General features: G+C 72.7%; 17 protein-coding genes. 10 read left to right on the top strand and 7 right to left on the bottom strand.

The features are described from left to right. The first annotated feature begins 41 nt into the window (after positions 1-41). Positions 42-500 carry an ATP-binding protein gene (locus FHX73_RS31355; protein WP_170305162.1) on the top strand — a complete coding sequence of 153 codons (459 nt, stop codon included), beginning with the start codon at positions 42-44 and terminating at the stop codon, positions 498-500. Here FHX73_RS31355 and FHX73_RS31350 read toward each other — a convergent pair. After that, positions 494-1,807 carry an outer membrane protein assembly factor BamB family protein gene (locus tag FHX73_RS31350; protein ID WP_170305161.1) on the bottom strand — a complete coding sequence of 438 codons (1,314 nt, stop codon included), beginning with the start codon at positions 1,805-1,807 and terminating at the stop codon, positions 494-496. The two genes, FHX73_RS31355 and FHX73_RS31350, sit on opposite strands and share 7 nt — an antisense overlap. A gap of 210 nt (positions 1,808-2,017) precedes the next feature. Here FHX73_RS31350 and FHX73_RS31345 point away from each other — a divergent pair, with 210 nt between their 5' ends. Next, positions 2,018-3,175, top strand: a complete 1,158-nt coding sequence (locus tag FHX73_RS31345; protein WP_211786394.1) for an ROK family transcriptional regulator — start codon at positions 2,018-2,020, stop codon at positions 3,173-3,175. Between the two features lie 7 nt (positions 3,176-3,182). Here the strand turns inward: FHX73_RS31345 and FHX73_RS31340 are convergent, their stop codons facing one another. Continuing rightward, a complete protein-coding gene (locus FHX73_RS31340; RefSeq protein ID WP_145909322.1) occupies positions 3,183-3,638 on the bottom strand; it encodes a recombinase family protein in 456 nt (151 codons plus the stop codon). A 564-nt stretch (positions 3,639-4,202) separates the two neighbouring features. On the opposite strand from FHX73_RS31340, the gene FHX73_RS31335 reads away from it, so the two are divergent. From FHX73_RS31335 to FHX73_RS31325, 3 genes are all read left to right on the top strand, one after another. After that, positions 4,203-5,291: a hypothetical protein gene (locus tag FHX73_RS31335; RefSeq protein WP_211786393.1), complete on the top strand. Its 1,089-nt coding sequence runs from the start codon at positions 4,203-4,205 to the stop codon at positions 5,289-5,291. Positions 5,292-5,465: 174 nt separating this feature from the next. After that, positions 5,466-6,377 carry a phosphotransferase family protein gene (locus FHX73_RS31330; RefSeq protein ID WP_170305160.1) on the top strand — a complete coding sequence of 304 codons (912 nt, stop codon included), beginning with the start codon at positions 5,466-5,468 and terminating at the stop codon, positions 6,375-6,377. Between the two features lie 139 nt (positions 6,378-6,516). Next, on the top strand, positions 6,517-9,555 hold the full coding sequence (locus FHX73_RS31325; protein WP_145909320.1) for an alpha-mannosidase: 3,039 nt from the start codon (positions 6,517-6,519) through the stop codon (positions 9,553-9,555). Here the strand turns inward: FHX73_RS31325 and FHX73_RS47365 are convergent. Together FHX73_RS47365 and FHX73_RS31315 are read right to left on the bottom strand one after the other, a co-directional pair. After that, complete coding sequence (locus FHX73_RS47365) at positions 9,524-12,403, bottom strand: ATP-binding protein (protein ID WP_281292749.1); 2,880 nt, start codon at positions 12,401-12,403, stop codon at positions 9,524-9,526. The two genes, FHX73_RS31325 and FHX73_RS47365, sit on opposite strands and share 32 nt — an antisense overlap. A gap of 100 nt (positions 12,404-12,503) precedes the next feature. Further along, positions 12,504-13,361, bottom strand: coding sequence for a phytanoyl-CoA dioxygenase family protein (locus FHX73_RS31315; protein WP_145909319.1), 858 nt, complete (start codon positions 13,359-13,361; stop codon positions 12,504-12,506). 71 nt (positions 13,362-13,432) lie between these two features. Here FHX73_RS31315 and FHX73_RS31310 point away from each other — a divergent pair, with 71 nt between their 5' ends. Then, positions 13,433-14,299 carry a helix-turn-helix domain-containing protein gene (locus tag FHX73_RS31310; protein WP_145909318.1) on the top strand — a complete coding sequence of 289 codons (867 nt, stop codon included), beginning with the start codon at positions 13,433-13,435 and terminating at the stop codon, positions 14,297-14,299. A 31-nt stretch (positions 14,300-14,330) separates the two neighbouring features. Here the strand turns inward: FHX73_RS31310 and FHX73_RS31305 are convergent, their stop codons facing one another. Further along, positions 14,331-15,182: an AraC family transcriptional regulator gene (locus tag FHX73_RS31305; protein WP_145909317.1), complete on the bottom strand. Its 852-nt coding sequence runs from the start codon at positions 15,180-15,182 to the stop codon at positions 14,331-14,333. 149 nt (positions 15,183-15,331) lie between these two features. Between FHX73_RS31305 and FHX73_RS31300 the strand changes: the two genes are divergently transcribed. The 4 genes from FHX73_RS31300 (at position 15,332) to FHX73_RS31285 (ending at position 18,991) form a co-directional block, all read left to right on the top strand. Beyond that, positions 15,332-16,165, top strand: a complete 834-nt coding sequence (locus FHX73_RS31300) for a phytanoyl-CoA dioxygenase family protein (protein WP_211786392.1) — start codon at positions 15,332-15,334, stop codon at positions 16,163-16,165. Between the two features lie 153 nt (positions 16,166-16,318). Beyond that, a complete protein-coding gene (locus FHX73_RS31295; protein WP_145909316.1) occupies positions 16,319-17,083 on the top strand; it encodes a phytanoyl-CoA dioxygenase family protein in 765 nt (254 codons plus the stop codon). After that, a complete protein-coding gene (locus FHX73_RS31290) occupies positions 17,080-17,985 on the top strand; it encodes a helix-turn-helix domain-containing protein (protein ID WP_145909315.1) in 906 nt (301 codons plus the stop codon). Before FHX73_RS31295 ends, FHX73_RS31290 begins: the two co-directional genes overlap by 4 nt. A gap of 16 nt (positions 17,986-18,001) precedes the next feature. Next, on the top strand, positions 18,002-18,991 hold the full coding sequence (locus FHX73_RS31285; RefSeq protein WP_145909314.1) for an NHL repeat-containing protein: 990 nt from the start codon (positions 18,002-18,004) through the stop codon (positions 18,989-18,991). A 7-nt stretch (positions 18,992-18,998) separates the two neighbouring features. Here the strand turns inward: FHX73_RS31285 and FHX73_RS31280 are convergent, their stop codons facing one another. Next, positions 18,999-20,057, bottom strand: coding sequence for a Gfo/Idh/MocA family protein (locus FHX73_RS31280; protein ID WP_145909313.1), 1,059 nt, complete (start codon positions 20,055-20,057; stop codon positions 18,999-19,001). Then, complete coding sequence (locus FHX73_RS31275; RefSeq protein ID WP_145909312.1) at positions 20,054-20,812, bottom strand: ThuA domain-containing protein; 759 nt, start codon at positions 20,810-20,812, stop codon at positions 20,054-20,056. The genes FHX73_RS31280 and FHX73_RS31275 overlap by 4 nt, the downstream gene beginning before the upstream one ends. Positions 20,813-20,848: the final 36 nt, after the last annotated feature.

Here is a 20,848-nt window from a genome sequence, read left to right as displayed (position 1 = left end):
CGTGCGCTTGCACCACCTACGGGATGCACCAGGAGTCAGCCATGGCCCTCGCCTCCGTCCGCCCCGAGACCGCCGACCCGGTGCTGCCGCTCCGCCCGAAGGCGGCCGCCCGCCTCGACGCCCCCGCGACCGAGGCCGCGGTGCCGGGACTGCGGCACTTCGCCGTCGACACGGCCCGCCGCTGGAACGTTCCCGCCGAGGCCGCCGACCGTTTGGCGCTGGTCGTCACGGAGCTGGTCACCAACGTGGTGCTGCACAGCCGCAGCTCCGACGTCGCGCTGGTCATCGAGTCCGACGGCGAGGCCCTGACCGTCGAGGTCCTGGACTCCGGGAGCTGGTGCGGCCGGTGGTCGGCCCGGCAGATCGCCGAGGACGACGTGACCGGTGGGCGGGGGCTGGGCATCGTCCGGTGCTGCTCCAGCTGGCTACGGGTGTTCGCCTCGGCCGCCGGGACCCGGGTGGTGGCCTGCCTGGCGCTCGGCCCGATGATCGGTCACTGACGTCCGCACGAGCCGGCAGCGAGTCCGCCCGTCTCGCCGTCGATCACGTACAGGTGGTCGTGCTCGGTGCCTCGTTCGACGAGCAGGACCTGGTCGTCGACCGGTACCGCCAAGGACGATCTGCCCTCGCGCTGCCAGAGCACCTGGTCGCCGCGGACCGCGATGGTTCGGCGCGTCCCGTCGCGGTGCCACCCGTGGACGTAGAGGTGGTTGCGCCCCGCTATCAGGTCCTTCCACATGACGTGCCGTTCGCCGTCCGGGATCGCCGCGGGCCAGTGCACGGGGGTGAGCCGGCGGTTACGGCCCGGGCGGTTCACCCTGGCCGCCACCACCAGGGTGCCGTTCCGCTCCTCCCAGGGAGTGTCCTCGGGCTCGTCGTCCGGGCGGGCCAGCGCGTAGAGCCAGCCGGCCGCCTCGGCGAGGTCGGGAGTGCTGTAAGCCAGCCGGCGAGACAGTGGGGTGAAGGTTCGGGTGCGCCGCCAGGCGGCGAACGGGCGCAGGCGGTCGATCCGGCGCTTGTCGTTGGTCGTGAGCCACAGGCTCTTGCCGTCGGCGCGCATCAGCGGGTCGTCGCTGCCGTAGAAGCTGGTCCTGGGGCGCACCACGAGTGAGCCGAGCTTCCTGCCGGTGACGGGGGAGAACCACCGCAGTTGCTTGCCGAGCCAGGTCCAGGCCACGACCACCGGCTCGGCCGAGGGGTCCTGGCTCGAGAGCCGCAGCGATGCCGGCCAGCCGTGCTCCTCGGTCCGCCACAGCTGCTCGCCGCCGGGCAGGCCGAAGGCCCGCACCTCCCGCTTCCCCTCGCCGGCCGTGCTGGCGATGACCCGGTCGTCGGTGGGCAGCACCGCGCGGAGCGCGTCGAGATCGTGCCGCCACCGCAGGCTGCCGGTGGCGAGGTCCACCGCGGTGATCGCCCCCCGCTCCTCCCGGTCGAGGCGCCAGAACACCAGGGTGCGGCCGTGCGCCGAGAAGCCCGAGATCCGCTCGGGCTCCCGGGACCAGCTCAGGTCACCGGTCGCGGTGCTCAGCACGGCGAACGAGATCATGTCGTCATCGGTCCCGTAGGCATGGGAGTTGGGCACCACGAGGTGCTCACCGGCCGCGAAGACGGCGCTCTCGTGGTCGCTCTGGAACTCGACCCGGTGCGGGGTCTGCCAGAGCACCCGGCCCGTGGCGCGGTCGAGCGCGGTGACCCGGCCGTCGACCGGGAGGTAGACCCGGTCGGCGAAGACGACCGGCGCACCCAGCGTCCTGCGAGGCGCCGTCAGGGTCCACAGTCCTGACGCGGCGTCATGGCGGACGGACATCGGTACGGTATCGGCGACCACAGGACTTCCCCCCGCGAGCTCGGCAGTGCGCCGGATGATCATGGCGGACGCAGTGAGGCATTGTCATCCGATCGAGTCCGCCCGGGTGGACCCCGACCTACGACTCCGAGAAGCCGGAGTCGGCAGGGCCGGCCCCGGCCGGCGGCACCCGTGGTGGACAAAGCCACAGGCGGCAAGTACCTTGCCGAGGTGTTCCCGAACCACGCGAACCCGCTGGTCACGGCGCCCGCGGAAACCACCATCCTCGCCATCCTGCTGGCCGAGAGCCCGCTCAGCAGGGTGGAGCTGGCCCGGCGCACGGGTCTGTCGTCGACGGCGGTGACCAAGGCGGCCCGGCCGCTGATCGACGGCGGCTACCTGCACGAGCTGCCGCCGGAGCGCACCGCCCCGGGCGCGGGCCGACCGGTGAACCCGCTGGCGGTGACCCCGGACCGGGAGTTCTTCGTCGGCGTGTGGATCGGCGCCGACTCGCTGCACGGCGCGGTCTGCGACCTGCGGGCCCGGGTCAGGGCCACCGCCGAGCGCCCGCTGGACCGGCTCGATCCCGCCCCGGTGGTCGCGCAGCTGGCCGAGCTGGTCGACGAACTGCTGGACAGTGCCGGGGAGTTCAGGGAGCGGACCCGGCAGCTGGGGATCGTCGTCGCCGGCTGGGCGAACCGCGACACGGGGCAGGTCAGTCACCAACTGCTGCCCGGCTGGGAGGACGTCGCGCTGGCCGAGCCGGTGGCGGCGGCGACCGGCCTGACCGTCACTGTCGAGAACGACGTCAAGGCGCTGACCGTCGCCGAGCACTGGTTCGGCGAGGGCATCGGCACCGAGTACTTCGCGCTGGTCACCCTCGGAGCCCGGGTCGCCTCCGGACTCGTCGTCAACGGCGAGCTGGTGACGGGCGCGTACGGGGCGGCCGGCGAGCTGGGCCACGTCCGGGTCGACCCGGACGGCCCGGCGTGCCGCTGCGGCTCGAACGGCTGCGTCGAGGCGATCGCCTCCACCGACGCGATCCTCGCTGCCGTCCGCGAGGCCGCGGGCGACCCCGAGCTGGACCTCGAAGGCGCCGTCCGGCTCGCCCGCGACGGCGACCCGGGCGCGCGGGAGGCCTTCGTCCGGGCCGGCCGGGCCGTCGGGACGGGCATCGCCACCCTGGTGACCCTGTTCGGCCCCGAGCGCGTGGTCATCGCGGCGGAGTCGTCCGACACCCTCGACCTGCTCGACGGCCCGATCCGGGAGGCCTACGCGGAGCTCTGCTTCAAGGCGGCCGCCCGCTGCCCGCTGAGCCTGCGCCCGCTCCCGCCGGAGGAGTGGGCGCGCGGCGGCGCCGTGATCGGGATCCAGGCGCTGTTCCCCTGATGCGCCGTCAGCCCAGTCGGCGGGCCCGGGCCGGGGAGTAGGCCGGGCCCGCGTTGCGGCGTCCCCGGCCGACCCGGACCAGTTGTCCGGGGGCGGGGAGCGCCAGGATCCGGCCGCAGCCGGCCGAGGTGAGCCGGCGCAGCGCGTCGCGGACCCGGTCCTCGCAGTCGCCGAGCACCGAGGGGCCGGGTACCAGCAGCAGGCGGTGGCTGCCGTCCTGCACGGCACGGGTGAGGGCCTGGAACCGGGGCCGGTCGTGCGGCGGCTCGGCGCCGGACGCGGTGAGGTCCTCGTAGAAGTCCGGCGCGGGCAGGCCGAGGCGTGCGGCGAAGTGCTCCAGTGCTTCGCGTTGGTCGCGCCGGGCGCGCGTGGCGCCGATCGGGCAGCGCAGGTACGCGGCGGGCGGCAGGGCCGGGTCGACGGGGCCGGTGGTCGGCCGGATGGCCGGTGCGGCGGCGTCCATGGGGGACTCCTGGAAGCGGTCGGGGCACGAGGCGGACACCCATACGTTCGGTGATCACCCCCGGGGTCGCCCACGGGGGAAGTACTCAGATTCGCCGCCGAAGCTGGGAGCCCGGTCAGGGGATCAGCCCGGGGGAGGAGTCGGCCGCTGTCGTGCGGCTACCGGCTGGCAGGTCGCTGATCTGCGTCACCGGGCCCACCGCTGATCCACCGTCACTGCGCGGCCGCCCGGCGGGGACGGCGGTTCGAGTAATTAAGAAACCTGGGGGATTAATGTTGACAGTGTCACGACAGGGCTGCTTTGCTTTACCGCAAGCAAGCCGAGGGATCCGCTGACAGAGGCTCAACGGCCGCTCAGTGCAGAGAACTTGGTGGATCCAGCCGCCCGCCGTCTGCGGCAGCAACGGCTTGCCCGGAGAACCGCGCACCAGGCCCGACGGGGCCCCCGTGCGCCCGGTGACTCCCGCACCACCGCTTCCGGAAGCGCCCACTGACCCCGTGTCACTTCCCGGCCGTGCCACCGTCCCCAACCGGTACGGCCGATCGACGAGAGGAACTCCCGATCATGGGTACCCCCACGCTCCGCGGCTCGGCCCGCGCCGCCTTCACCGGCGTCGCCGCCCTGTCCCTCGCCGCCGGAGCATTCCTGGCCGCCGCCCCGAACGCCGTCGCGGCCAGTGCGCACACCCACCACGGCGCCATTCCGTTCGTCTCGCAGGTCGACGGGGCCCGGGCCCACACCGCCGCGAAGGTCGCCACCGGCCCGAACACCCTGTCCTACGGCGGCGGCGTCGACGGCGTCGGCGTGAACGACGGCAAGTCCAAGGTCTACCTGGTCTTCTACGGCAACCAGTGGGGCAAGCAGGGCACCGACAAGAACGGGAACGCCACCTTCTCCGGCGACCCCGCGGGCGCCGCGCCGGTCACCCAGCAGATGTTCAAGGGCATCGGCACCGGCGGCGAGAAGTGGTCCGCCGACCTCACCCAGTGGTGCGACGGCCCGAACGTGAAGAAGGGCGCCACCAGCTGCCCGGCCAACGCCGCGTTCGTGCCGTACCAGAAGGGCGGCGTGCTGTCCGGCATCTGGTACGACAACTCCGGCGCCGAGCCCACGGACGCCACCGGCCACCAGCTCGGCCAGGAGGCCGTCAAGGCCGCCAAGCACTTCGGCAACACCACCGCCGCCTCCAACCGGCACACCTACTACATCGTCCTCTCGCCCCACGGCACCGACCCCGACGGCTACGCGGACCCGCTCACCGGCTACTGCGCCTGGCACGACTACACCGGTGACGCCCAGCTCGACGGCGGCGCGGTCAACTCCCCGTACGGCCAGCTGGCCTTCAGCAACCAGCCGTACAACATCGACGCCGGCGAGAACTGCGGCGTCAACTTCGTCAACAAGTCCGGCAAGCTGGACGGTTACACGATGACCCTCGGCCACGAGTGGCACGAGATGATGTCCGACCAGTTCCCGGCCGGCGGCTGGACCGCTGCCAGCGGCGACGAGAACTCCGACGAGTGCGCCTGGATCGCCCCGGGCAAGGCCGGCGGCGCGGCCATGGTGAGCATGGGCACCGGCAAGTTCGCCGAGCAGGCCAGCTGGTCGAACGACACCAACTCCTGCGCGATCACCCACGCGATCCTGCACTGACGTCCCACCGCACCGCATGACCGAGCGGGCTCGTCTCCTGAGGGAGGCGGGCCCGCCTGCGTGGTGTGTCGGCCCTCGCTCTGCGGAACAATGTCTCCGAAACAACCAGCGACCGCAGATCTCCCGCACGCCAGCGGCCGGTGCGCCCGGCACGTCGACCCCCAGGTGATCCCCATGCCAACGAACCTCACGGCCACCATCCGGCACATCCTGAACCGGGAGTGCCCGCAGGCCCGCGTCGAGTCGGTCCGCCCGCTCGACCGGGGCCACACCAGCGAGCAGTGGGTGGCCGCCACCGACGAGGGCCGGTTGCTGGTCAAGGTGCCGCGGCGCAACCGGGATCCCGAGCACCTGAAGCGGCTCGTCGCCAGCACGCGGGTGGCGGGCGAGCACGGCATCCCGGTGGTGCGGTACCGCCGGCTGGTGCCGTACGAGGCGGCCCTGGACGGCCCGGTGGTCATCCAGGAGTACCAGGAGGGCGACGCGGCCGACGAGGTGTGGGAGTCCCTCGACGAGGGCCGGCGGCTGGTGCTGCTCCAGGATCTCGGTGACGTCGTCGGGCGGCTGCACGCCATCGAGGGGCCGTGGTTCGGGGACGTGCTGGGCGGCGGCCGGGCGTCGTCGCTGCGGGAGTCGGTCGAGGCCGAGGCGGCGGCGCTGCTCTCCCGGGCTGACCCCGAGCTGATCGGCGACCCCGGCCGCTTCCGGTCCGCGATCGCCGCCGCGGTGGCGCGACTGGAGGACGGGCCGAACGTCCCGGCCCTCACCCACGGCGACCTGTGGCTGCCGAACGTGCTGGTGCGCGACGGGCGGATCAGCTGCGTCCTCGACTTCGAACACGCGGGGTACGCCGACAGGTTCCGCGACTTCGGCAAGCTCGACGAGCACGTCTTCGGCCCGCTCGCCGGCCGCGACGTCTTCCTCAGGTCCTACGCCGCCGCGTGTCCGCTGCCGGACGACTGGGAGCGGCGGGTCGAGCTCGGGCAGGTGCTGCACGCGCTGAGCATGCACGTCTACTTCCTGCGCTGGTCGCCGCAGTGGGCGCCCGAGTACGCCCAGGAGGCGAAGGAGTGGCTCGGGCGCTAGATATATCGGAAACATCGTGAGACGGGCTTGTCCTCGGGAGGCCGCGCTCCGTAGAGTCTGAAACATCCGGGGGCGCGATGCGACCAGGCCGATCACGGCGGCCGCCGCCCGCGAGTGCACCAACCTTCACGGAGACCTCATGCACGACAACCGACGCCTCACCGAGCAGCGCCTCGACCGGGTGCTCAGTCGGCGGATCCGGCCCGCCGTCCATGCCGAGTGCGTACCGCTGGAGGTGGCGGTCTGGGATGCGCCCGGCGAGCCGGTGCCGGTGGGCGAGGCGCTGGCCGCGCCCTACCGGCCGGTCGGCGTCGGTCACCGCTGGGGGCCGCCGTGGTCCACCAGCTGGTTCCGGATCACCGGCCGGGTGCCCGAGGAGTGGGCCGGGCGGCGGGTCGAGGCCGTGCTCGACCTCGGCTTCGCCAAGGCCGACCCGGGCATGTCCGCCGAGGGTCTGGTGCACCGCGCCGACGGGACGCTGGTGAAGGCGCTCAACCCGCGCAACGCCTGGCTGCCCGTCGCCGAAGCAGCCGTGGGCGGCGAGGAGTTCACGTTCTACATCGAGGCCGCCGCCAACCCGGCGCTGCTCGAAAGCTTCGATCCGACGCACCTCGGCGGCCGCCCCGACTGGCCGGCCGGCACCGGCGCCGACCCGCTCTACCAGGTGCTCCGGGCGGACCTCGCGGTCTTCGACCGGGAGGTCTGGGAACTGGTCCAGGACCTCGACGTGCTCGGCGAGTTGATGCACGCGCTGCCCGAGGACTCCCCCCGGCGCCGGCAGCTCCTCACCGCGATCGAGCGGGCGCTCGACGCCGTGGACCTGCGGGACGTCGCGGGCAGCGCGCCCGCCGCGCGCGCGGTGCTGCGCCCGGCGCTGGACGCCCGCGCGGCGCCCAGCAGCCACCGGATCTCGGCCGTCGGCCACGCGCACATCGACACCGCCTGGCTCTGGCCGCTGCGCGAATCGGTGCGCAAGGTCACCCGGACCGTCGCCAACGTGACGCAACTGATGGACGATCACCCCGACTTCCGCTTCGTGATGTCCCAGGCCCAGCACCTGGCCTGGCTGAAGGAGCAGCGGCCCGAGGTGTACGCCCGGGTGCGAGAGAAGGTGACGGAAGGTCAGTTCCTGCTGGTGGGCAGCCTCTGGGTGGAGCCGGACACCAACCTGACGGGCGGTGAGGCGCTGGTGCGGCAGCTGGTCCACGGCAAGCGGTTCTACCTGGCGGAGTTCGGGGTGGATACCGAGGAGATGTGGCTGCCGGACACCTTCGGCTACAACGCGGCGATGCCGCAGCTGATGAAGCTCGCCGGGGTGCGCTGGTTCCTCACCCAGAAGATCTCCTGGAACACCACCAACAAGTTCCCGCACCACACCTTCTGGTGGGAGGGCATCGACGGCACCCGGATGTTCACCCACTTCCCGCCCGTCGACGCCTACAACGCCGAACTGACCGGCACCGAACTGGCGCACGCCGTACGGAACTTCCAGGACAAGGGACCGGCGAACAGCTCGCTGCTGCCGTTCGGCTACGGCGACGGCGGAGGCGGCCCGACCCGCGAGATGCTGGCCCGGGCCGAGCGGGTGGCCGACCTGGACGGCTCGGCCCGGGTCGTGTTGGAGAGCCCCGCGCAGTTCTTCGAGCGCGCGCACGCCGAGTACCCCGACGCGCCGGTCTGGGTCGGCGAGCTCTACCTGGAACTCCACCGGGGCACGCTGACCAGCCAGTTGCGCACCAAGCAGGGCAACCGCCGCAGCGAGCACCTGCTGCGCGAGGCCGAACTGTGGGCGGCCACGGCGGCCATTCGGACCGGATTCGCCTACCCGTACCAGGAGTTGGACCGACTGTGGAAGACGGTGCTGCTGCACCAGTTCCACGACATCCTGCCCGGCTCCTCGATCGCCTGGGTGCACCGCGAGGCGGAGGAGGCCTACGCCGAGGTGACCGCCGAACTCGCGGGGATCGTCGGCGCGGCCCAGCGCGCCCTGGCCGGCCCCGGCGAGCAGGAAGTGGTCTTCAACGCCTCGCCGTTCGCCCGCGACGGCATCCCCGCCTTCGGCGCGCTGCCCCGGCCGGCGGCGGACGCCGGCGTGGTGCCGGAGGCGGTGGGGGACCGCCTCGTCCTGGACAACGGCCTGGTCCGGGTCGTCGTCGACGGCCGAGGGCTGGTCACCTCCGCCTACGACCGCACCGCCGGCCGCGAGGCCCTGCCCCCGGGCGCCGTGGCCAACCTGCTGCAACTGCACCAGGACTTCCCCAACGAGTGGGACGCCTGGGACATCGACGCGTTCTACCGCAACACCGTGCGCGACCTGGTCGACGCCGAGTCGGTGACCGCGACCGCCGAGGGCATCCGGGTGGTGCGCCGCTTCGGCGACTCACGGATCGTGCAACTGCTCTCGCTGGGCGAGGGCTCCCGCCGGTTGGACGTCGACACCCAGATCGACTGGCAGGAGCGGGAGACGCTGCTCAAGGCGGCCTTCCCGCTCGACCTGCGGGCCGACCACTCCAGCGCCGAGATCCCGTTCGGCCACGTCCAGCGGCCCACCCACACCAACACCAGCTGGGAGGCCGCCAAGTTCGAGATCTGCGCACACCGCTTCCTGCACGTCGGCGAGCCCGGCTGGGGCGCGGCCCTGGTCAACGACTCCACCTACGGCCACGAGGTCACCCGCGACGTCCGCCCCGACGGCGGCAGCACCACCACGGTGCGCCTCACCCTGCTCCGGGCCGCGAGCTACCCCGACCCGGACGCCGACCGGGGCCACCACCGGCTGCGCTACGGCTTCGTGATCGGCGCCGAGCTCACCGACGCCGTCCGCGAGGGCTACGCCGTCAACCTGCCCGAGCGCGCCGTCCCCGGCGCCGCACCGGTCGAACCACTGGTCGCCGTCGTCGAGGACGCCGTCGAGGACCTCGTCGTGGTCGAGGCGGTGAAGCTCGCCGACGACGAGTCGGGCGACGTGGTGGTCCGCCTCTACGAGGCCCGGGGCGCCCGCACCACGGCGGTGCTGACCGCCGGCTTCCCACTCGCCTCGGTGGCCGTCACCGACCTGCTGGAACGCCCGCTCGGCGAAGGAGCGGGCGCGGGTGCCGAGCTGGACGGCGATGTTGTGCGCCTGACGCTGCGTCCCTTCCAGATCCTCACCGTCCGGCTGCTGCCTCGTCCTCGGTGAGCTTGGCTGCGACGTTCTTGCGGGTGGTGTCGAGCTTGCGCAGGGCGTTGGCGACGTGCTGCTCCACCGTCCTCGGGGACAGGAAGAGGGCGTCGGCGATCTCCTGGTTGGTGGCGTTCCTGGCGAGCAGTTCGGCGACCTGCCGCTCGCGGGGGGAGAGCCGGTCCCCGTAGCCGCGCTGCCCGCCGCTCCCGGGCTTGGTGAGTCCGAGGCTGCGGGAGAGGTGGTCGGCGCGCGCGAGGTCGGCGGTGGCGCCGAGCGAGGTGAAGGCGGCCGTGGCCTGGGCGACCGGCTCGGCGGCTTCGGCGGGGTCGGTCTCGGTCTCCGCGAGGGCGCGGGCGCGGTGTTCGGCGGCGAGGGCGGTCTCGTAGGGGCGGCCGATGTCCTGCCACAGCTGCTGGGCGGTGGCGAAGTGGTCGGCGGCGCGCGGGGGTTGGGCTGCCATGGCCAGCAGGCCGCGGGCGAGGTGGAGTTCGGCGGTGGCGGCGGGGGTGTCTCGGCCGGCCAGGGCACCTGCGGCGTCCTCGACGAGCTGCTCGGCGGCCTCCCGGGCCTCGCAGGCCAGCTCCGCCTCGACCGCGACCGGCACCAGGCCGGTCGCCTTCGGCCAGGCTCCTGCCTGACGGAGCAGGTCCAAGGCCTTCCTCGCCACCGCCTGGGCCAGGCCCGGGTTGCCCTGGGCCAGGTGGATGGCGGTCAGTCCGGCGGCCGCGCGCAGCGCTGCGCTGACCGCGCGCTGCTGGACTTCCTCGGCCGCCGTGGTGAAGTGCTCCAGGGCCTGGGCACGTCGGCCATCGGCTGCCGTGAGCCGCCCCAGGCACAGGGCCTGCTCGATCCGGGGAAGCGTCATCGCGGGGTAGGCGGCCACGATGTCGGCGAAGCGCCCCTCCAGGGTGTCCCAGCGGCCCGCCAGCAGTTCCATGCGCAGGAGCGCGACGGCGATGTAGCACTCGGCCAGGGGATATCCGACCTGGCGGGCCAGCTCGCGGGCCTCGGCCATGAGGCGGGCGGCCCGCCGGTCGTGTCCGAGCTCGAAGGCGACATCGGCGACGTTGTGCAGTGTCCGGGCGCTCTGGCGCACGATGTCGGGATCGTCCGCCCGGCGGGGCAGCGGATCCAGCAGCGACCAGTCGAACGGATCGCCCGACCGCATCAGCAGCGCCAGCCGGTTGCCGTGGACCAGCGCCCGCACCGCCTCGTCCCGGCCGTCCTCGACCGCGCGTTCGGCCCGCTCCTGCCACGCCCGGGCCATCTCCTGTCCCTGCCCCTCGTTGAGCGTGAGAGTGCTCATCGCGCGTGCGGCACGGGACGGGTTCTCGCCGAGCTCCTCGACCGCCTTCTCCAACTCCTCGGCCCCCGCGGTGTCGGCGAGCTCGTTGAAGATGACGAGACCGAGTCCGAACCTGATCTCACCGCGGGCGGCCTTCGACAGCTGGGGGTCGGCCAGGATGCGGCGCAGCCGTCTGGCGTGGGCGGCCGGGTCCACGCCGCGGGCCGCGAGGCCGGCCAGGGCCAGGGCCGCACGTGAACGGACCGCCGGGTCCAGGTCGGGCTCGTCGAGGATCTGGCCGATGAGGGTCTCGGCAGTGCCGGTGTCGCCCACCGCGGTCGCGTGGTCGACGGCCTCCTCGGCTGCCTTCAGCCAGGCCGCGCGATCGCCGAGGGCCCGGGTGTGGTGGGCGATCTGCACCAGCGGCGGCGCCGGCTGCTGCCGCAGTTCCTCCAGGGCCCGCTCGTGCAGGTGGATCCGCCGGGGCCCGCGCACGTACCCGTACGCGACCTGCTGCGCGAGGACGTGGCGGAAGGCGTACCGGCCGCCGCCGTCCTCCCGCAGCACCGAGGCGTCCAGCGCCTCGACGAGCCCGCGCTCCGCCTGATCCTCAGTCAATCCCGCGACCCCGGTGAGGAGTTCCTGGCTGGCCGGGACGGCGAGGACGGCCACTGCCGAGGTGACCGCGACGCCTTCGGGGGAGAGCGCGGCGAGCCGCTCGGTCAACGCCTCGCGCAGCCCCCGGGGCACGTCCGCGTCCCGCAGTCGGCCGGCGATGCCCTCGAAGCCGTGCGTGCGGGAGTGCTCGGCCAGGGTGAGCAGATCCTCCTCGGCGACCAGCGGGAGCCCTTCGCTGCGGGCGAAGAGCGCGGCGGCGAGTGCCGGGGTGGCGTGGAAGCCCAGGGAGTCGGTGGCCAGGTCGTGCAGATCGCTCTCGCCGAGACGCGACAGGGGGATCACCGCGCCGCCGATGCCGGGCGGGCGCCGGAACGCGGAGCCCAGCACCGGGGTGCGCGGCCCGGCGGCGTCGGTCCGGTACGACAGCACGACGCTCAGTTGTGGTGGCAGGTCGCGGGCCAGGAGCAGGAGCAGTTCGCGGGTGGCCGCGTCGACCCAGTGCAGGTCCTCGACGACCAGCACGGCCTCGCCCATCGCGGCAAGCAGCGAGCGCACGCCCTGGATCACCCGCAACCGCTCCGCCCGGGGATCGTCGGTCGGTGGCGGTGGCGGTGGGAACCGGTCGGCGAGGTCCGGCAGCAGCGGGGCCAGCGCTCCGGTGGCGGGCGGCAACAAACCGGTGGGCAGGCACGGTCCGGCCTTGCCCAGTGCGTCCACCACCGGGCCGTACGGGAACGGCTCTCGCAACGGGTGGCAGAAGCCAACCAGCACCGGCCGGTGCTCCCGGGTCAGCGCGGTGGTGGCCTCGGCGATCAGCCGGGACTTGCCGATCCCGGCCTCGCCCTCCACCAGCACCACCGCCGGCGGATGTCGCACCGCGCTGAGCAGCAGATCGAGCTCGCGCTGTCGGCCGACGAACCGCAGCGGCCCGCCCGGAGTGAGGCCACGTACACCCTGCACACGATCACCTGCCCTGTTACGACCACGCTAGCCCGCAACCATGCGCCCGGCGAAGCAGCTCAGCGGCCGGGTCGCGTGGGACTTCGCACCACCGCGCCGGTCAGCGAACCGGGGGCCACAGCCGGGGGCACACGGCGGGGTCGGCGTAGTCGGGTGTGCCGTCCGGCCGGGCGGCGGCCAGCCGGTCGTTGCCGTGGCGGACCAGGGAGCCGTCGGCGTTGTGCGCGTGCACGTGGTGGTTGTCGCCGGGCTGCAGGTGGACGGCGATGGACCGGCGCGCTTCGCCGCTGTGGTTGGGACCGCTGCCGTGCAGGGTCCTGACGTGGTGGAAGCTGACCTGGCCCCGGCCGAGCGTCGCGGTGACGATGCGCAGGTCGTGGGCGTCGGCGTACCGCCCGATCGTGCTGAGGTCCTGGTCGAAGAAGCTCAGGTCGGCCTCCTCCTGCCAACGGTGGCTGCCCGCCGCGAACATCAGGGGCCCGTGGGCCTCGGTGACGTCGTGGAAGGGCACCCAGGCGGTCAGCATCTGCTGGCTGGCGCAGGAGCGCCAGTACTGCCGGTCGGTGTGCCAGCCGACGTTGCCCGGCCGGGCCGCACCGCTGGGCTTGTACAGCAGCTGGTCGTGCCAGAGTCGGATCTCCGCCGCTCCCGAGAGCCGGGCCGCGGTCGCGGAGATGACCGACTGGCCTACCAGGAGGGCGAGTTCGTCGACCCGCAGGGAGGCGTAGTCGTTCTTGCGCAGCACCTCCCCGTCGGTGGCGCGCCAGCCCCACAGCTCCCGGTGCGGGTCGCCGGCCAGATCGTGGTCGACGTCCTCGGCGTAGTGGCGGTGCATGCCGCGCTCGGCGGCGTCCAGCACCTCGTCGGAGAGGATCGGTGGCGAGATCCAGTAGCCGTTCTCCTGGTAGGACGCCACGTCCTGGTCGGTCGGCAGCAGGTCGAGCACATTGTTCACCATGCCCCAGACGCTATGAGCAACGGCCCTGCTGGAGCGTGCGGGAGACCCCTGCGTTTGTACATAATCCTCGGGTGACCATAGACCGCCCCGCCGGACTGAGCGCCGGGTTCCACGCGAACCTGCGCCAGGCCGGCGTGCCCGGCCTGGCGCACGCGGGCGACCAGCACGCCCCCACCAGCTGGGTCATCGGCACCCACGCCCACGACACCTGGGAGCTCTACCTGCAGCTGGCCGGTCCGCCGACGCGGTGGACCGTGGCGGACCGCACCTGCGAGGTCCCCGCGCGCGGCCTGCTGATGGTGCCGCCGGCCGTGCCGCACGCGCTCGCGGAATCCGGCCCGGAGCCCTACCACTTCTACTTCGCCGCACTCGCGCCCGCCGAGCTCGTACCACCGGACGACCTCCACCCGCTGTGGCGGCAACGCCGGCCGATCGTGATCACGGACGCCGGATCCCTGGTTGCGCCGTTCGAGCTGTTCCTGCGCGAGGTCACCACCCACCAGCCGCAGCGCGCGGCCGGCCTGGCCTGCACCGCCGCGCTGCTCGTCATCGAGGCCTCCCGGCTGGCCCGGAGTCGGCCCCCAGGGCGTCACCTCGCCATGCACCCGGCCGTCGCGACGGCCAAACGGCACATCGAGCACCGGCTCGCCGAGGGCCTGACGGTCGATCAGCTGGCCACCGAAGTGCGGCTCTCACCCGCCCACTTCGCGGAACTGTTCCGCGTCGAGACCGGCGAGACCCCCGCCCGCTACCGCACCCGCCTGCGCACCGAGCGCGCCCGGCTGCTGCTCGCCGAGACCGACCTGACGGTCACCGCGATCGCCGTCGACCTCGGCTACTCCTCGTCCCAGCACTTCGCCACCGCGTTCCGCCGGGAGACCGGCGAGACGCCGTCGCGGCACCGGCGTCGGGTGCGGAGCGGTGGTGGTGACGGCTGAGGCACGGCGCCGGAAGCGAACTGACGAGTGGTCAGCCAGTTCCCCAGTGGGCGGCGCGGTACTCCGTGGGTCGCAGCCCCTTCAGTTCGCGGAAGCGGCGGTTGAAGTTCGACAGGTTCTGGTAGCCGCTGCGGGCCGCGACCTCGGTGACCGGCAGTGACGTGTCGGCCAGCAGGGCGCACGCCGTCTCCACCCGGAGCTGGTTGACGTAGTCGGTGAGCGTGCGGCCCATGGCCTGCCGGAAGAAGCGGCTGAAGGACGTGGGCGACATGTGCACCAGGGCCGCCACCTCCTCCTGGTGCACCGGCGCGGTGTGGGCCTGTTGGAGGTGGCGGCAGACGGTGTCCACGCGCTCGCGCACGGCGCCGTTCGGAGCCGCGGTGTATCCGGGCCCGGTGATCGGAGCGGCCGTGGTGTCGCCGGAAACCCGGTGCAGTACGTCGAGGAGTCCCACCGTCCGTGCCGCACCGTCCAGTTGGGGAAGCCGGGCGAGGGCCGCTCGCACCTCGGTCGGCGTGCTGCCGAAGCGCAGGCCACGGGTGGAGCGGGTCAACAGGCTTTGGAGGGAACGGAACTGGGGCAGTGCGAAGAACTCCGGGCCGAGGAAGTCGTGCCGGAACTGCGTCACCACCGCTCCGGCCGGCCCCTCGTGCGGCTCGGAGGCGAACGTGTGCGGCAGGTCCGGGCCGAGCAGCACGAGGTCGCCGGGGTGGTAGCGCTCCACGGTGGTACCCACGTAGCGCGTTCCCGAGCCCTGGGTGATGAGCGTGAGCTCGTACTCCTGGTGGTGGTGCCAGGAGAAGCCGAAAGCGTCATCGCGGCGGATGAAGCACGCGAACGTGGTTCCGTCGGATGTCCCCGGCGCCTCGTAGCGGGGCTTCATGCGGGCACCCTAGCTCGGACCGCCACCGGGCAACAGTGACAACCGAGTACCAGAAGTGGACAACGGGGGCGTGGCACCGCCCTCGGTCTCCTGGAACGGTTGGCACCGGCAACCCGCCGCCACCGCAGGCACGATGAGCAGGAGCCCAGATGACCGACATGCCCCAGGCACCCTCCAACGAGTTGGACCTCCCCTACGAGGGCCTGCCGCCGACCGCGACCGCCGACTTCAACCGGGACGGCTTCGTCCACCTCTCCGGGGTGCTGTCGCCGGAGACGATCGCGCGGTACGAGCCGACGATCACCGCCGAGGTGATCCGGCTGAACACCCAGCACCTTCCGCTGAGCGAGCGCGACACCTACGGCAAGGCGTTCCTCCAGATCGAGAACCTGTGGCAGGAGAGCGCGCCGGCCAAGGAGTTGGTCTTCTCGCGCCGCCTGGCCGGCATCGCGGCCCGGCTCCTCGGCGTGCACGCCGTGCGGCTCTACCACGACCAGGCCCTCTACAAGGAGCCCGGCGGCGGCATCACCCCCTGGCACGCCGACCAGTACTACTGGCCGCTGTCGTCCGACCGCACCGTCACCCTGTGGCTGCCGCTCCAGGAGACCGGGCTGGACATGGGCCCCCTGGCCTTCGCCCCGGGCAGCCACAACTTCTCCCACGGCCGTGACCTCCCGATCTCCGACGAGTCCGAGGCACGGCTGGAGCGACTCCTGGCCGAGCAGGACTTCGGGGACGTCGTCGAGCCCTTCGCCCTCGGCGACGCCAGCTTCCACCGCGGCTGGACCTTCCACCACGCGGGACCGAACCGCGGGACGGCGCCGCGGCGGGTGATGACGGTCATCTACATGGACGCGGACATCCGCATCACCGAGCCCACCAACGAGTACCAGGCCATCGAGCGGTTCTTCCCCGGTGTCGAGGCCGGCCAGGTGGCCGACTCGCCGATCAACCCGGTCCTGTTCGACGGTCGGGTGGCCTGAGCGCGTGGCGGGTCCGTCGCCGCCGGCCGCGTGTCCGTTTCACGAACACCGCCGTCCGTCGCAGGTCTACGGCGGACGGCGGCCCGGTACCTAGTGTCGTTCCCGAGCCCGGCCGCAGTCCGGCCGGGCAGTTCACAGGAGGAGGCAACGACAATGACCTCGCGAACGGCCGAACTCACGGACCTGGCAAGCCACTACAACGAGCACGGGTACGTGCTCGTCAAGGGGCTGCTGAGCCGGGAGGAGGCGGCGGCCTACCGCCAGTGCGCCCACGAGGCGCTGGCCACGGTCGGCGGCCACGAGAATCCGACGTGGGACTCGGCGGCCGGCCTGGCGGGCGGAGCACCGACGCGGCTGCAGCACCTGCACGACGTGCAGTTCCACTCCGCCGCGTTCTCCCGGCTGCTGACGGACGAGCGCTTCACCAGCGTCGCCGCAGCGGTGCTGGGCGGGCCGAACGTGCAGCTGCACCACACCAAGCTGTTCGTGAAGCCGCCGGAGAACGGATCGCCGTTCCCGCCGCACCAGGACCACCCGTTCTTCCCGCACACCCACCACCGCGTCGCTGCCGCGATCTTCCACCTGGACGACGCCCCGCAGGAGAAGGGCTGCGTCCGGATCGTGCCGGGCAACCACCACCAGGGGCCGCTGGAGCACGTGGAGGAGGGCAGCTACCACCTGCCCGACGTGCCGTTCGACGCGGCCGTACCGCTTCCCGCCGAGGCCGGTGATGTGCTTTTCTTCTCCTACCTGACGGTCCACGCCTCCGGCGTCAACGTCAGTGACGAGGCCCGCACCACCTGGCTGGTGCAGTTCCGGGACCCGGCGGATCCGCCGGCGGTCCGCGCGCACGACCACTCACTGGGACAGGGCATGATGCTGGCGGGCGTCGACCCCACGGGCAGGAGGACCGGTTGAGCCTGGGGAACGTGGCGAACGCCGGGCGGCTCACGGAGCTGTCCGGCGTGCTGCGGACCTGCCAGGCCGGGGCCTTCAAGGCCGACTTCCTCAGCTGGGGCTTCTACCCGACGTCGCCCTGGCGCAACTACTGGCACCGGCACTCCTTCTACGAGGTCTGCCTCGCCTACGGCGGCGCCGGGCGGTTCAGCACCGGCGACGAGCACCACGAGGTCGGTGCCGGTGACCTCTTCCTCGCCCGGCCCGGCGACGTGCACGAGATCGAGTCGAGCCACACCGACCCCCTGGGCATCGCCTTCTGGAGCTTCACCCTGCGGGCCGGGCCCCACGGCCCGAGTCCCGCCGAGCGGGGCTGGTGGTCCGGGCTCACCGACCCTACCGGGCCGACGGTGTCACGGCGTGCTGGTTCGCTGGCGTCCCTGCTCACCGTGCTCGCCGAGCACGCGGCGCCGGTGCGGTCCGGGTACGAGTCCGCACTGGCCGGGCTCGGGGCCGCACTCGTGGTGGACACCGCGCGGGCCTTCGCAGCCGACGACGACCTGAGTGCGCTGCCTCCTGCGGTGAGTCGGCTGTCGCCCGCCGTGGTGGCGATGCAGCGGTACTTGTCCGACAACCTGTCCCGGCCCATGACGGTCCGGGACGTCGCGGCCGCCGTCCACCTGTCGGAGCGTCACGCCGAGCGGCTGTTCCGGCAGGAGACCGGAACCTCGCTGATCGCCACCCTGCGCCGCCAGCGGCTCGACCTGGCGGCGGTCCTGCTCCTCGACACCGGCACCACGGTGACGGAGGTGGCCCAGGCCTGCGGCTACCTCGACGTCCGCGCCTTCAGCACCGCCTTCCGCCGCCTGCACGGCCACTCACCACTCGCCCATCGCGCGCTCAAGGGCACGCTGCACCTGTGACGACAAGGAAGTTGACGTGAGAATCGATTGTGGCCCGATCGCGTACGAGTGGGTCGACGCCTGGGCGGCGGTGCCCGATCCCGCCCTCGCGGGGACGGGCTGGGCGCATCCCGGGATCCAGGTCACCGATGCCGGTGAGGTGGTGACGTTCCACCCCCGGGAGCCACTGGTCCTGGTGCTCGGCACGGACGGCTCGCTGCTGCGCTCCTTCCCGGTCCGGCTGGGCGAGGGCCACGGCCTGCGGATCGACGGCGACGCGGTGTGGATCGCCGATCCGGGCGGGAAGAGCGTCCTGCGGCCGGACGGCACCCTGGGCGACGACGGCTGGGGGCCGGCCGTGGCCAAGTACTCGCTGGACGGCCGGGAGTTGGGGCGCGTCGAGCGTCCGCCGGCCGAGGTGTACGCCGACGGCGGGCACTACGCGCCGACCGACGTCGCGGTGGACGCCGCCACCGGGGACCTCTGGGTGACCGACGGCTACGGATCCAGCCTGGTCCACAAGTTCGACGGGGACGGCCGGTACCTGCTGAGCATCAACGGCCAGGAGGGCGGGTCACCCTTCGACTGCCCGCACTCGATCGCGCTCGACACCCGCCGGGGCGCACCCGAGCTGTACGTCGCCGACCGGGGGAACGCGCGGATCCAGGTCTACGGGACGGACGGCACGTTCCGCCGCACCGTCGGCCAGGGCGTGCTCAACTCGCCCAGCGTCTTCGCCTTCGACGGCGACCACCTGATCGTGGGCGAGCTGTACTCGCGCCTGGCCGTGCTGGACGGCGACGACGAACTGGTCGGCTACCTGGGCGACAACGGCGCCGTCACCCAGGAGCCGGGCTGGCCCAACGCCCTCGACACCGAGGGCCGCCCGGTGCCCACCGACCGCCTGCAACCGGGCAAGTTCAACTCCCCGCACGGCCTGGCGAGCGACCCGGACGGCAACCTGTACATCGCAGAGTGGCTGCTCGGCGGCCGCTACACCAAACTCGCCAAGCAGACCGGGAGCTGATGATCCGTCAGCAATTGCCCAGCACGTCGGCGATCTCGACGCGGCTGCGGGTCCGCGAGGAGGCGATGGCCGCGTAGACCATCGCCAGGCTCAGCAGGTTGTCGTGGCACTCGCCCATCGGCACCCGGCCGGTGCGCAGCGCCTCGACGAACTCGGCGAGGGCGCCCGCGGTGTTCTCCGCGGGTGGCAGCGGGACGGTCGGTCGGGCGTCGTCCGGCCGGCCGTCCGCATACTGGGCGACCGGTGCGGTCTCACCGTCCCAGAGGGCGCTTCCGCCTGCGGCGCTGAGGCGCCAGCGGCTGTTCCAGGAGGTCTCCAGGCCCTCGCTGCACCAACTGCCGGTGTAGACGAAGCGGGTGCCGCCGGTCATCTCGAACACGGCGGTGCTCGCGGCGTCGCCCGCGTACCAGCTCCACGGCGGGTTGTACTCCTCGCAGTAGACGGCCACCGGGTCGGCGTCCAGGACGAACCGCGCGGCGTCGAAGTTGTGGATCGCCATGTCGAGGATCAGCGGGTGCGCCATGGCGTCCCGGAATCCGCCGAACCGGGGTGCCTTGAAGAACTCCTGGGTGAGCACCCCCACCGGCCCCAACTGGGCGGCGTGATGGCGCAGCGACCACAAGTGCCGGTCGTAGCGGCGGTTCTGGCTCACCATGAACAGTTCACCGGCCTGCTCCGCCGCCCGGACCAGGGTGGCCGCCGCCGCCAGGCCGTCGGCCAGCGGCTTCTCGCCGAGCACCGGCAGCCCCAGGTCCAGGGCCTCCAGGGTGACCGGGAGGTGGGCGGCGGGCACCGTCACGTTGATCACGGCGTCCGCTGCGCAGCGCGGCGCCACCTCGCGCAGGGAGGTGCCCACGACGACCGGTGCGCCCGCGGCCTCGCCGAGTTCCTCGGTGACGACTCGTCGGGCGAGTGCGGCGTCCAGGTCGACGACGCCCGCCAACTCGACCCGGTCCGCCGCCTGGAGGGTGTGCAGCCAGGTCCGGCCCATGCCGCCGGCGCCGACCAGCACCACGCGCAGGGGTCCGTCCTGGGGGTGGATCCGGAAGCTGAGCGGTGTCGTCATCGGTTCTCCTCCTCGAACCAGCCGGTGGCGCGGTTCCGGATCTGCGGCAGCGACCGCTCGCCCGCGTCCTGCCGGGCCCACGCGGCTCCGTTGGCGATGACGCGGCGCACATCGGGGTGGAAGTAGACGGGGTAGTCCTGGTCGCCGGGACTGAAGTAGAAGATCCGCCCGTGGCCGCGGCGGAACGTGCAGCCGGAGCGGAAGACCTCGCCGCCGCTGAAGGAGCTGATGAAGACCAGTTCGTCCGGGGCGGGGATGTCGAAGTGCTCGCCGTACATCTCCTGTTGCGGGATGACGATCGGGCTGGGGACCCCGCGGGTGATCGGGTGCGTCGGGTCCACGGTCCAGACGAGTTCCCGGTCGTGGCCCGACCGCCAGGCAAGGTTGCAGGTGGTGCCCAGCAGCGAGGTGAAGATCTTCGACAGGTGGCCGGAGTGCAGGACGACCAGGCCCATGCCGGCGAGCACCTGCTGCTTGACCCGCTCCACGACCTCGTCCTCGACCAGGTGGTGCGCGATGTGGCCCCACCAGACGAGCACGTCGGTCCGCGCCAACACGCTCTCGCTCAGGCCGTGTTCCGGCTCGGCCTGGGTGGCCGTGCCGACCTCGGCGTCGGGTAGGTGCTCGCGGATCGCGTCGGCCACCGCGCCGTGGATGCCGTTCGGGTAGCGGGCGGCGATGGCGGGTTCGGTGGTCTCGTGGACGTTCTCGTTCCAGACCGTGACCCGGAGCGGGCGGGGGGACGTCTTGCTCATGTGCTGATGCCTTTCTGGACTGGGAAGGGGAAGTAG

The sequence above is a fragment of the Kitasatospora viridis genome (assembly GCF_007829815.1).
Taxonomy (GTDB): domain Bacteria; phylum Actinomycetota; class Actinomycetes; order Streptomycetales; family Streptomycetaceae; genus Kitasatospora; species Kitasatospora viridis.
The sequence above is the reverse complement of the archived record's forward strand: the minus strand, read 5'-3'. Positions and strand labels throughout refer to the sequence as shown.

Excerpts from the sequence above, each read along its gene's own strand:
- FHX73_RS31355 (WP_170305162.1), top strand. The coding sequence starts at position 42 with ATGGCCCTCGCCTCCGTCCGCCCCGAGACCGCCGACCCGGTGCTGCCG.
- FHX73_RS31350 (WP_170305161.1), bottom strand. The coding sequence starts at position 1,807 with ATGTCCGTCCGCCATGACGCCGCGTCAGGACTGTGGACCCTGACGGCG.
- FHX73_RS31340 (WP_145909322.1), bottom strand. The coding sequence starts at position 3,638 with ATGGACGCCGCCGCACCGGCCATCCGGCCGACCACCGGCCCCGTCGAC.
- FHX73_RS31335 (WP_211786393.1), top strand. The coding sequence starts at position 4,203 with ATGGGTACCCCCACGCTCCGCGGCTCGGCCCGCGCCGCCTTCACCGGC.
- FHX73_RS31330 (WP_170305160.1), top strand. The coding sequence starts at position 5,466 with ATGCCAACGAACCTCACGGCCACCATCCGGCACATCCTGAACCGGGAG.
- FHX73_RS31325 (WP_145909320.1), top strand. The coding sequence starts at position 6,517 with ATGCACGACAACCGACGCCTCACCGAGCAGCGCCTCGACCGGGTGCTC.
- FHX73_RS31315 (WP_145909319.1), bottom strand. The coding sequence starts at position 13,361 with ATGGTGAACAATGTGCTCGACCTGCTGCCGACCGACCAGGACGTGGCG.
- FHX73_RS31305 (WP_145909317.1), bottom strand. The coding sequence starts at position 15,182 with ATGAAGCCCCGCTACGAGGCGCCGGGGACATCCGACGGAACCACGTTC.
- FHX73_RS31300 (WP_211786392.1), top strand. The coding sequence starts at position 15,332 with ATGACCGACATGCCCCAGGCACCCTCCAACGAGTTGGACCTCCCCTAC.
- FHX73_RS31295 (WP_145909316.1), top strand. The coding sequence starts at position 16,319 with ATGACCTCGCGAACGGCCGAACTCACGGACCTGGCAAGCCACTACAAC.
- FHX73_RS31280 (WP_145909313.1), bottom strand. The coding sequence starts at position 20,057 with ATGACGACACCGCTCAGCTTCCGGATCCACCCCCAGGACGGACCCCTG.
- FHX73_RS31275 (WP_145909312.1), bottom strand. The coding sequence starts at position 20,812 with ATGAGCAAGACGTCCCCCCGCCCGCTCCGGGTCACGGTCTGGAACGAG.